The sequence below is a fragment of the Salinibacter sp. genome, from assembly GCF_042218895.1.
Taxonomy (GTDB): Bacteria; Bacteroidota; Rhodothermia; order Rhodothermales; family Salinibacteraceae; genus Salinibacter.
This window is the reverse complement of the sequence record NZ_JBDGQQ010000188.1, coordinates 17,033-26,345: the sequence shown is the minus strand read 5'-3', so window position 1 is coordinate 26,345 and position 9,313 is coordinate 17,033. Positions and strand designations below refer to the sequence as shown.

The 9,313-nt window shown below is 59.0% G+C and carries 16 protein-coding genes; all 16 read left to right on the top strand.

Annotated elements, in window-relative coordinates; genetic code table 11:
- The first annotated feature begins 2 nt into the window (after positions 1-2).
- Positions 3-314, top strand: coding sequence for a 30S ribosomal protein S17 (gene rpsQ / locus ABEL04_RS15400; RefSeq protein WP_375803287.1), 312 nt, complete (start codon positions 3-5; stop codon positions 312-314).
- Positions 315-442: 128 nt separating this feature from the next.
- A complete protein-coding gene (gene rplN, locus ABEL04_RS15395; protein ID WP_375803286.1) occupies positions 443-811 on the top strand; it encodes a 50S ribosomal protein L14 in 369 nt (122 codons plus the stop codon).
- Between the two features lie 82 nt (positions 812-893).
- A complete protein-coding gene (gene rplX / locus ABEL04_RS15390; RefSeq protein ID WP_375803285.1) occupies positions 894-1,265 on the top strand; it encodes a 50S ribosomal protein L24 in 372 nt (123 codons plus the stop codon).
- Between the two features lie 147 nt (positions 1,266-1,412).
- Positions 1,413-1,994, top strand: a complete 582-nt coding sequence (gene rplE / locus ABEL04_RS15385) for a 50S ribosomal protein L5 (protein ID WP_375803284.1) — start codon at positions 1,413-1,415, stop codon at positions 1,992-1,994.
- Between the two features lie 58 nt (positions 1,995-2,052).
- Positions 2,053-2,322 (top strand): 30S ribosomal protein S14, encoded by a 270-nt coding sequence (gene rpsN / locus ABEL04_RS15380; RefSeq protein WP_375803283.1) that lies wholly within the window; start codon positions 2,053-2,055, stop codon positions 2,320-2,322.
- An 88-nt stretch (positions 2,323-2,410) separates the two neighbouring features.
- Positions 2,411-2,812, top strand: coding sequence for a 30S ribosomal protein S8 (gene rpsH / locus ABEL04_RS15375; protein WP_375803282.1), 402 nt, complete (start codon positions 2,411-2,413; stop codon positions 2,810-2,812).
- A gap of 66 nt (positions 2,813-2,878) precedes the next feature.
- Positions 2,879-3,433: a 50S ribosomal protein L6 gene (gene rplF / locus ABEL04_RS15370; RefSeq protein ID WP_375803281.1), complete on the top strand. Its 555-nt coding sequence runs from the start codon at positions 2,879-2,881 to the stop codon at positions 3,431-3,433.
- A 78-nt stretch (positions 3,434-3,511) separates the two neighbouring features.
- Positions 3,512-3,871 (top strand): 50S ribosomal protein L18, encoded by a 360-nt coding sequence (gene rplR / locus ABEL04_RS15365; protein WP_375803280.1) that lies wholly within the window; start codon positions 3,512-3,514, stop codon positions 3,869-3,871.
- A gap of 63 nt (positions 3,872-3,934) precedes the next feature.
- Positions 3,935-4,462 (top strand): 30S ribosomal protein S5, encoded by a 528-nt coding sequence (gene rpsE, locus ABEL04_RS15360; protein ID WP_375803279.1) that lies wholly within the window; start codon positions 3,935-3,937, stop codon positions 4,460-4,462.
- A 193-nt stretch (positions 4,463-4,655) separates the two neighbouring features.
- The gene (gene rplO, locus ABEL04_RS15355; protein WP_375803278.1) at positions 4,656-5,126 is read left to right on the top strand and encodes a 50S ribosomal protein L15; all 471 of its coding nucleotides are present in this window, start codon (positions 4,656-4,658) and stop codon (positions 5,124-5,126) included.
- 57 nt (positions 5,127-5,183) lie between these two features.
- Positions 5,184-6,509: a preprotein translocase subunit SecY gene (gene secY, locus ABEL04_RS15350; protein WP_375803277.1), complete on the top strand. Its 1,326-nt coding sequence runs from the start codon at positions 5,184-5,186 to the stop codon at positions 6,507-6,509.
- Positions 6,510-6,585: 76 nt separating this feature from the next.
- Positions 6,586-7,410, top strand: coding sequence for a type I methionyl aminopeptidase (gene map, locus ABEL04_RS15345; protein ID WP_375803276.1), 825 nt, complete (start codon positions 6,586-6,588; stop codon positions 7,408-7,410).
- Positions 7,410-7,634 (top strand): translation initiation factor IF-1, encoded by a 225-nt coding sequence (infA, locus tag ABEL04_RS15340; protein WP_375803275.1) that lies wholly within the window; start codon positions 7,410-7,412, stop codon positions 7,632-7,634. The genes map and infA overlap by 1 nt, the downstream gene beginning before the upstream one ends.
- A gap of 110 nt (positions 7,635-7,744) precedes the next feature.
- Entirely contained in the window at positions 7,745-8,128 is a 384-nt protein-coding gene (gene rpsM / locus ABEL04_RS15335) for a 30S ribosomal protein S13 (RefSeq protein WP_375803274.1), read from the top strand.
- A gap of 82 nt (positions 8,129-8,210) precedes the next feature.
- Positions 8,211-8,594 carry a 30S ribosomal protein S11 gene (gene rpsK / locus ABEL04_RS15330; RefSeq protein ID WP_375803273.1) on the top strand — a complete coding sequence of 128 codons (384 nt, stop codon included), beginning with the start codon at positions 8,211-8,213 and terminating at the stop codon, positions 8,592-8,594.
- Positions 8,595-8,695: 101 nt separating this feature from the next.
- A complete protein-coding gene (gene rpsD, locus ABEL04_RS15325; protein WP_375803272.1) occupies positions 8,696-9,298 on the top strand; it encodes a 30S ribosomal protein S4 in 603 nt (200 codons plus the stop codon).
- The last annotated feature ends 15 nt before the right edge of the window (positions 9,299-9,313 follow it).

Below are 9,313 nucleotides of genomic sequence, written 5' to 3'. Positions count from 1 at the left end.
TCATGGAGCAGACGGAAGAGCAGATGGAAGAGCAGACGGAGCAACAGGCGGAGCAAGCCCCCGACCGCAACTCCCGGAAGGAGCGGGTGGGCGTTGTCAAGTCCGATAAGATGGATAAGACCATCACGGTGGACGTTCGGCGCCAGATGAAGCACCCGATGTACGGGAAGTATCTGGAGCGGTCGTCGACGTTCATGGTACACGACGAGGAGAATGACGCCCGTGAGGGCGACACGGTTCGGGTCATGGAGACGCGTCCCATCAGCAAGAACAAACGGTGGCGTCTCGTCGAGATCATTGAGCGTGCCAAGTAGACCTGACAAGAAGAGCATGTGGCATCGAGGGGCGGGCTCGACCATCGAGTGAGAAAACGCCGGCGTCCCCAAAGCCGGGCTCCTCTTCTGGAACTTTGAGATTCGAACTTGAACCTGGAAGACCAGCCATGATTCAGCAAGAAACGCGACTTGAGGTGGCCGACAACAGTGGGGCCCGAGAGGTGCAGTGCATCCGCGTGCTCGGCAGTAGCGGACGCCGCTACGCCAGCATCGGGGACCAGATCGTGGTGTCCGTAAAGTCGGCCATCCCGAGTGGGGACATGAACAAGGGCGACGTGAGCCGGGCTGTTGTCGTGCGGACGAAGAAGGAAAACCGCCGCGACGACGGCACGTACATCCGGTTCGACGAAAACGCCGCCGTTTTGGTCAGTCCCGAGGGGGAGCCCGTTGGGACTCGTGTTTTCGGTCCCGTGGCCCGTGAGGTCCGTGAGAAGCAGTTCATGCGCATCGTGTCCTTGGCTCCGGAGGTACTGTAGTTCCACACCCTCCGCTGTCCACCCCCGGTGGACGGTGCTCCACATTCGGCCGTACTCCTGAACTACGACCGTTTCTAGACCCATGTCACAAAAGAAGCTACACGTGAAGCAGGGCGATATGGTCATGCTGAACAAGACCATTACGTCCGCGAAATCCGCCGGCCAAGATCGGGAGGAGGGATACGTTGGAAAAGTACTGAAGGTGTTTCCGGAAGAAGAGCGAGTGATCGTGGAGGGGGTCAACATTCGGGTCTTCCACGAGAAGCCGAGTCCCTCCAACCGGGAGGGCGGGCGTATGGAGCGGGAGGCCCCCATTCACGTCTCGAATGTGAGCCCCATTGACAGTGATGGAAATCCCACTCGGGTCGGCAGGAAGAAGGTTGAGGATCCGGACACTGGGAAGTCCCGATGGGTGCGATACGCGAAGACCACAGGTGAGGAGCTCGACCGCTAACCCGAATCGAGGCGTGAAGCGTCCGTGCAGGTGAAACCCCGCCTGCAGCCCATTCATTTTCTACGTCTGCAGTGTCCTAGTGCCGACGCGTGAGGGAGAAACACCAGACCCCCCGAACTTCAGCATCAAGTTTTCAGGTTCCGACTCATGGCCGACACTCCCCGACTTCAAGAGCAGTACGAAGACGAGGTCCGACCTGACCTGGTGGACCAGTTCGGGTACGAGAACCCGATGCAGGTCCCGCGCCTGAAGAAGATTTGCATCAACAGGGGCGTAGGAGAGGCTTCCGAAAACCAGAAGGCCCTCGACGACGCCGTCGAGGAGATTCGCAAGATTACGGGGCAGCATCCGTCGGTCACACACGCGAAGAAAAGCATTGCGAGCTTCGGAGTTCGGGAGGGGATGCCCATTGGGGTAAAAGTGACCCTCCGCGACGCCCGGATGTACGAATTCTTCGACCGGCTCGTCACGCTAGCCCTCCCCAACATTCGGGACTTCGAGGGCGTGCCGGATCGCAGCTTCGACGGGCACGGGAACTATACCCTCGGCATCGACGAGCAAATTATCTTCCCGGAGATCGATGTCGACAACGTGGATCGCATCAGTGGCATGGATCTCACGTTCGTGACCAGCGCGGAGACGGACGAGGAATCGTACGCGCTGCTCAAAGGGCTGGGGATGCCGTTCGTTCGCCGTGGGGAGGAGGAGCCAGAACCGGTTGGGGTGTAGACGCGGACCGATGGCCGCGCGCAGACGCTGACTAGAAACGATTTAAGGTACCGACAACATGGCCAAGAAGAGCTGGATCGCCCGCGAAGAGAAACGCGAAGAGCTGTACGAGAAGTACAAGGAGGAGCGCCGGAGGCTGAAGGAGGAAGGAAAGTGGACTGAGCTCCAGAAGCTTCCCCGCGACTCAAGCCCTGTTCGCCAGAATAATCGATGCGAGCTGTGTGGACGAGTGCGGGGGTACCTCCGGAAGTTTGGGGTCTGCCGCATTTGCTTCCGAGAACTCGCGCTGGAGGGCAAGATCCCGGGCATCCGGAAGTCAAGCTGGTAGGCGCTCCCCGGTGCTTGAACGCTCGACGTTCGGGAGGGACCTGTCCGAACTCTGAGTCCAATTCTGAACCGACGACCTGACGACTGAAATGAGTGGCATTTCCGATCCCGTATCGAACTATCTAGCCCGCATCCGGAATGGGCAAGAGGCGGAGCACACGTACGTGGACATTCCAGCCTCGAAGCTGAAGCGGGCCATCACGCAGATTCTGCTCGAGAAGGGGTACATCAAAAACTACCTCAACATCGACGATGGGAAGCAGGGGTTGCTCCGTGTCTACCTCAAGTACGATGAGTACGACGCTCCAGCCATTCGCATGATGGAACGCATATCCCGACCGGGCCGCCGAGAGTACGTAGACTCGGACAACCTTCCTGAGGTAAAAGACGGTTTGGGAATTGCCATTATCTCCACTTCCCGAGGAGTAATGAGCGACAAGGAAGCTCGCCGCTTCGGGGTTGGAGGGGAGTACCTCGCTAAGGTCTTTTGAACCACCCCTTCTCAACCGCAGCGCCCACCCACTCACTCCTACCGCACGAGACGAGCTGACGAATCCATGGCCCGAATAGGCGACAATCCGGTTCCGTTTGGGGACGAAGTGTCCGTGTCAGTGGACGAGACGAACACGGTCACTGTCGAGGGGCCCAAGGGAACCCTCACAGAGCAAATTGATCCCGAGTTGACTGTCGAAGTGAGTGACGGCGAGGTCGTAGTTCGACGGCCTACCGATAGAAAACGACACCGGTCCCTCCACGGGTTGAGCCGATCGCTCATTCAGAACATGGTGGAGGGGGTCACGGAGGGCTACAAGAAGGAACTTGAGATCAGAGGGGTTGGGTACCGGGCTCAGATGTCGAATGGGGCGCTCGAGCTTGCTCTCGGCTATTCGCACCCCATTTTCTTTCTGCCTCCGAGCGACATCTCAGTGTCGGTGAAGTCAGAGCGGGGACAGGATGACGTCATCACGGTTGAGGGGGTAGACAAGGAGCTCGTTGGCCAGGTGGCCGCCAAGATTCGGAGTCTTCGCCCCCCTGAGCCTTACAACGGGAAGGGCGTGCGGTACGTCGGCGAAGACATCACCCTCAAGGCCGGGAAGACGGCGGCCCGCTAAGAGCCGCTGAGGAATGCGCATTGGCTCTGCGCGGCAAGAGACTGCTCCCAATTGAGAACGCATGAACGCACAGCGGTTATGGCAAAGGGAAAGCAAGAGAAAGTACAGCGACGGCAGCGGATCCACGACAGCATCCGAGAGTCGATGTTTGGGACATCGGTCCGTCCGCGGCTGTCGGTGTACCGGTCCAACAAGTACATTTACGCCCAGCTGGTTGACGACATGGAGGGGAATACCCTGACCTCTGCCTCGAGCCTCGCGGACGAGGTTGAGGGAGAGACCCCCACCGAAGAAAGTCACGCCGTCGGGGAGCTTCTTGCCGAGCGGGCTCAGGAGGAGGGAATTGAGAAGGTCGTATTCGACCGTAGCGGATACAAGTATCATGGGCGCGTTCAAGCCCTGGCTGAGGGAGCCCGAGACGGAGGCCTTCAGCTTTAGGCTTCTATCCACCGTCTCACGGGGATTCCAGTACACTACTCACATACGGAATAACGAGCACACATGCCGGACCGAAAAGAGCGAAAACGTGTCAATGCCGAGAAGCGACAAGAGAACTGGGTCGACCGCCTCGTAGCAGTCAACCGGGTGTCGAAGGTTGTGAAGGGCGGCCGTCGATTCTCATTTAACACGGTCGTAGTCGTCGGCAATGAAGATGGCCTCGTCGGAAACGGGCTCGGCAAGGCCAACGAAGTCTCGAGCGCGATCTCGAAGGGCGCCGAAGACGCGAAGAAAAACGTTATTCGGGTTCCCCTGCGGGACGGGACGATCCCACACAAGGTGATCGGGAAGCAGGACGCCGGAGAGGTGCTCTTGAAGCCCGCCGCACCCGGAACAGGAGTAATTGCTGGTGGGGGAGTTCGCGCCGTGCTTGAGTGCGCCGGATACCGGAACGTGCTGACCAAGTCGCACGGGACGTCGAACCCGCACAACCAGGTAAAGGCAACCATCAACGCTCTTGCAAAGTGTGAGGATGCCCTGGAGGTTGCACGTCGCCGCGACATTCCCCTAGAGAAGGTCTTCAACGGATAGTGCCGAGGAGCGAGGTTGCGAGGAGTACGCCTCAGATTCGGGGCATGGCCGTTAGGGTTGGCCATTTGGTTGGACTTTAGGGATTGGGAGAGTACTTGTTAGATGCCACATCTCCCTCACCGGGCCCGGAACGAAATGATGTGGGGAAGACTTGCGCGATCGACATGAGAATAATGACACACCGAAAAGACCTATGGACCTGAGCAACCTCAAACCCGCTGAAGGGGCTACCCACTCGAAACAGCGCCTTGGCCGTGGAGAAGGGTCTGGGCGTGGTGCGCACAGCTCGACCCGTGGCCAGAAGGGGCAGAGCAGCCGATCGGGATCTAAAAATCGACCGATCTGGTTCGAGGGTGGCCAGACTCCCCTCTTCCAGCGGGTTCCGAAGCATGGGTTCAACAACGAGCCCTTCCGTACCGACTACCACATTGCCAACGTCAGGCGCCTGCAGAGCCTCATCGACGACGGGCGGCTCGATACAGAGGAGCCTGTCACCCCGGAAGCCCTGGCGGAAGTCGGGGCCGTACGAAGCGCTGAGCGCGTGAAGATCCTGGGTGACGGTACGATTAACGCAGCGCTCGACGTGTCGGCGCACGCTTTCAGCGACTCGGCTCGGACTAAGATTGAAGAGGCAGGGGGGTCGGTAGCGGTTATCGAAGAATAGGTTGGCCCCGTGCGGGCCTCTGTTTCCCCGCGGCTCATCCACTAAGAACGTCGATCCATGGCTGGTTTTGCCGAAAGCATCCGCAACATTTGGAGCGTCAAGGAGCTCCGTGAGCGAATTCTTTACACGCTCGGACTCCTCATCGTATACCGGTTTGGGACCTTTGTCACCCTGCCAGGGGTCGACGCCGCTGCCCTTGCGCAGATTCGAGCTCAGCAGAGCGGAGGAGGGCTCTTTGGATTCCTAAATATGTTCGTAGGGGGCGCCTTCAAGCAGGCGGGCATTTTTGCCCTGGGCATCATGCCCTACATTACAGCATCCATTATCATTCAGTTGTTGGGGGCCGTCGTACCCTACTTCCAGAAGCTTCAGCGGGAAGGGGAAGAAGGCCGCCGCCGCATCACTCAACTGACCCGGTACGGAACGATTGGAATTACGGCACTGCAGTCCATTGGCTACGCCATCAATCTGATGGCGGGGGCCACCGGGAAGGCCGTTGTCATTAATTCGACCCTGTTCACGATCACGACGGTCATCGTTCTGACGAGCGGAACGGCCTTCGTCATGTGGCTCGGGGAGCGCATCAGTGAAGACGGGATTGGGAACGGCATTTCGCTGATCATCATGATCGGCATCATTGCTTTCCTGCCACAGGCCTTGTTCAACGAGATTAGCCTGATCGGCGACAACGTCTTCATTCTACTCGTCGAGATCGGCGTCTGGGTACTCGTGACGGGAGCGGTCGTGCTTGTGTCTCAGGGCATGCGACGAATCCCCGTTCAGTACGCCAAGCGCGTTGCGGGGCGAAAGGTTCAAGGGGGGACGACGCAGTATCTCCCACTCCGGGTAAACGCGGCTGGAGTGATGCCGATTATCTTCGCGCAGTCGATCATGTTTATTCCGTCGACGATTGCGTCGTTTTTCCCGAACAGTGCGACGATGCAGCAGATCGGGAACTGGTTCACGGACATCAGCAGCTTCAGCTATTCGGCTGTGTTCTTCCTGGTCGTGGTCTTCTTCACCTTTTTCTACACCGCGATCACTGTGAACCCGCAGGAGATGGCGGACACTATGAAGCGGCAGGGGGGCTTCATCCCGGGCATACGGCCGGGGAAACAGACGAGTGAGTTCATCGACACTGTCCTGACCCGCATCACCTTGCCCGGTTCACTATTTCTGGGCCTCGTGGCCATTCTTCCGGCGTTTGCCATGCAGGCAGGGGTGTCACAGGGATTTGCTCGGTTCTACGGGGGAACGAGCCTGCTCATCCTTGTGCAGGTGACGCTCGACACGCTCCAACAGATTGAAAGTCACCTGCTCATGCGCCACTACGATGGCTTCATGAAGAGCGGGAAGATGCGCAGCCGCAAGCAGGGTTTGTAGGAGCCGCCCGTGATCGGTACAGCCTGTTTCCATGCAGTGGTTTTCCCGTCTCTGGAATCGGATCTGGGAAGGTTCTATGGTTCACCTGAAGAGCCAACGCGAGATTGGTCGTCTGCGCGAGAGCGCGGATCTGGTGGGCCGTACGCTCGCTGAAGTGGCCCGCCACATTGAGAGGGGCACTACTCTTCAGGAACTCGACGCGATCGCGGAGGACTACATCCGAACACATGGTGCAGAGCCTGCATTTAAGGGTTATCAGGTAGGCGATAACGTCTTTCCGAACACGCTGTGCACCTCGGTGAACGACGCGGTGGTGCACGGCATCCCGAACGACTACGCCCTGCAGGACGGCGACCTGCTATCGATCGATTGCGGGGCGAAGCTGAACGGGTACTATGGAGACTGGGGATATACCTTTGCGGTAGGGAGCATCGACGACGAAGATGCAGCCCTCTGTCGCACGACCTACGAGTCTCTCTTGGAAGGCATCGACCAGGCTGTGGCTGGCCACCGCGTTGGAGACATCAGCAACGCGGTCCAGAGCTACTGCGAGGAGCGAGGCTTTAGTGTTGTGCGGGACCTTGTGGGCCACGGCATCGGCCGTAGCCTCCACGAGGACCCACAGGTCCCAAACTTTGGCAAACCGGGGCAGGGCCGTCGGCTCAAGCCGGGGCTTACCATTTGCATCGAGCCCATGATTAATCGTGGCACCGCCCAGGTGAACACGGCTTCGGATGGATGGACCGTCCGTGCTGCCGATGGACTTCCATCGGCCCACTACGAACATATGGTCGTCGTACGAGACGAGGAAGCCGAGGTGCTTTCGGATTTCGGGTACATCGAGGACGTTATCGATCCCCCATACGAGACCGACGTTCTCACAGAGACTACAACTCGCTAATGGCAAAAGAAGAAGCCATCGAGAAAGACGGGGAGGTCATTGAGGCGCTCCCCAACGCACAGTTCCGCGTCCGGCTTGAGAACGGGCACGAGATTCTCGGCCTCCTATCCGGAAAGATGCGAATGAACTACATCAAGATCTTGCCCGGTGATCGGGTGAAGGTCGAAATGTCCCCGTACGATCTCTCGAAAGGACGGATCGTATACCGGTACAAGAACGATTAGTGATTTTGCCTCCCTCGTGCGCTGGCAGTGACGGAGGTGCCGACGGATCCGCCGGACGGAGGCTGCACTTTGGCGACACAGACTACTGAATAAAAATCGTACACCGAGACATGCCAAGGATAGAAGGAGTCGACGTACCAGAGGGCAAGCGTGGTGAGATTGCGCTAACCGAAATCTATGGTGTGGGGCGTTCGCGGGCGAATGAGATTCTAGACAAGGCCGACATCGACGAGGACAAGCGGCCGCGCGAGTGGGACGAGAGTGAGACGAGGAAGGTGCGGCGGATCATCGAGGAGGAATACACGGTGGAGGGACAGCTCCGCACTGAGGTCCAGATGAACATCAAGCGCTTGAAAGACATCGGGTGCTATCGGGGCAAGCGGCACCGTGAGGGCCTACCAGTGAACGGTCAGCGCACCCGCACCAACGCCCGCACCCGGAAGGGCAAGCGCAAGACCGTGGCGGGCCGGAAGCAGTCGACCGAGAAGAAGTAGCTACTACAACCCTCAACGTCGGTTCGCGCCTAGTCCCGGATCGGCCTTACTCCGTATTTCTAAGCAGAGACTGAATTCCCCTATGGCAAGCGGTTCCAGCCGAGAAAAAAACGTCGTCGTCGAGTCGAACGGACGGGCATACGTCAAGGCGACCTTCAACAATGTGATCGTCACCGTCACCGATCAATACGGCAACACCATCTCGTGGGCGAGTGCCGGCAAGATGGGCTTTAAAGGAAGCCGGAAGAACACCCCCTATGCGGCCCAGAAGGCCGGCGAGGCGGCGGCGAAGGAGGCCCTCGACCTTGGCCTGGAGCGCGTGGACGTGTACGTGAAGGGTCCAGGATCTGGGCGGGAGGGAGCCGTTCGTGCCCTTTCCGAAGCGGGGCTTGAGGTGGCTACCATCCAAGATGTGACGCCCCTTCCGCACAACGGGTGCCGTCCCCCGAAGCGCCGACGCGTGTAGTACATCCCGGATGGTGAGCCTCGACCCCTGGGCACCGCCCTGATGCTCCGCCCTCCGTTCTCCCCCTGAAACTCGCAACCTGCAACTCGTCACTGGATAGCATGGCTCGATATAGAGGACCGAAGCAAAAGATCGCTCGTCGCTTCAAGGAGCCCATTTTTGGGCCATCGAAGGCGTTGGAGCGGAAGCCTTATCCGCCTGGCCAACATGGTCAGTCGCGGCACCGGCGCGAGAGTGAGTACGCCGTGCAGCTGAAGGAGAAGCAGAAAGCCAAGTACACCTATGGGCTGCTTGAGCGTCAATTCAAGAATCTCTTCGACAAGGCGTCGGGCACGCAAGGCGTGACAGGGGAGAAGCTCCTGATCCTCCTGGAATCGCGCCTCGACAACACCGTCTTCCGCATGGGCTTCGCCCGGACGCGCCGCCAGGCCCGGCAGTTTGTCACGCACCGGCACATCATGGTGAACGACGAAATCGTGGATATCCCGTCCTTTGAGATGTCCCCGGACGACATCGTGTCCGTGAAGCCGAGCAGCCAGGATCTGGAGGTCATCCAGACCAACGTTGAACGCCGGAAACGCACCTTCTCCTGGGTAGAGGTGGACCGGCAAGAGATGAAGGGGAAGTTCATTGACCACCCCAACCGGGAAGAGATTCCAGAAAACATCGACGAGCAACTCATCGTCGAGCTCTATTCGAAGTAGGAGAGCCTCTGCCAG

Coding starts and splice junctions, on each gene's coding strand:
- rpsQ (WP_375803287.1), top strand. CDS start 3: ATGGAGCAGACGGAAGAGCAGATGGAAGAGCAGACGGAGCAACAGGCG.
- rplN (WP_375803286.1), top strand. CDS start 443: ATGATTCAGCAAGAAACGCGACTTGAGGTGGCCGACAACAGTGGGGCC.
- rplX (WP_375803285.1), top strand. CDS start 894: ATGTCACAAAAGAAGCTACACGTGAAGCAGGGCGATATGGTCATGCTG.
- rplE (WP_375803284.1), top strand. CDS start 1,413: ATGGCCGACACTCCCCGACTTCAAGAGCAGTACGAAGACGAGGTCCGA.
- rpsN (WP_375803283.1), top strand. CDS start 2,053: ATGGCCAAGAAGAGCTGGATCGCCCGCGAAGAGAAACGCGAAGAGCTG.
- rpsH (WP_375803282.1), top strand. CDS start 2,411: ATGAGTGGCATTTCCGATCCCGTATCGAACTATCTAGCCCGCATCCGG.
- rplF (WP_375803281.1), top strand. CDS start 2,879: ATGGCCCGAATAGGCGACAATCCGGTTCCGTTTGGGGACGAAGTGTCC.
- rplR (WP_375803280.1), top strand. CDS start 3,512: ATGGCAAAGGGAAAGCAAGAGAAAGTACAGCGACGGCAGCGGATCCAC.
- rpsE (WP_375803279.1), top strand. CDS start 3,935: ATGCCGGACCGAAAAGAGCGAAAACGTGTCAATGCCGAGAAGCGACAA.
- rplO (WP_375803278.1), top strand. CDS start 4,656: ATGGACCTGAGCAACCTCAAACCCGCTGAAGGGGCTACCCACTCGAAA.
- secY (WP_375803277.1), top strand. CDS start 5,184: ATGGCTGGTTTTGCCGAAAGCATCCGCAACATTTGGAGCGTCAAGGAG.
- map (WP_375803276.1), top strand. CDS start 6,586: ATGGTTCACCTGAAGAGCCAACGCGAGATTGGTCGTCTGCGCGAGAGC.
- infA (WP_375803275.1), top strand. CDS start 7,410: ATGGCAAAAGAAGAAGCCATCGAGAAAGACGGGGAGGTCATTGAGGCG.
- rpsM (WP_375803274.1), top strand. CDS start 7,745: ATGCCAAGGATAGAAGGAGTCGACGTACCAGAGGGCAAGCGTGGTGAG.
- rpsK (WP_375803273.1), top strand. CDS start 8,211: ATGGCAAGCGGTTCCAGCCGAGAAAAAAACGTCGTCGTCGAGTCGAAC.
- rpsD (WP_375803272.1), top strand. CDS start 8,696: ATGGCTCGATATAGAGGACCGAAGCAAAAGATCGCTCGTCGCTTCAAG.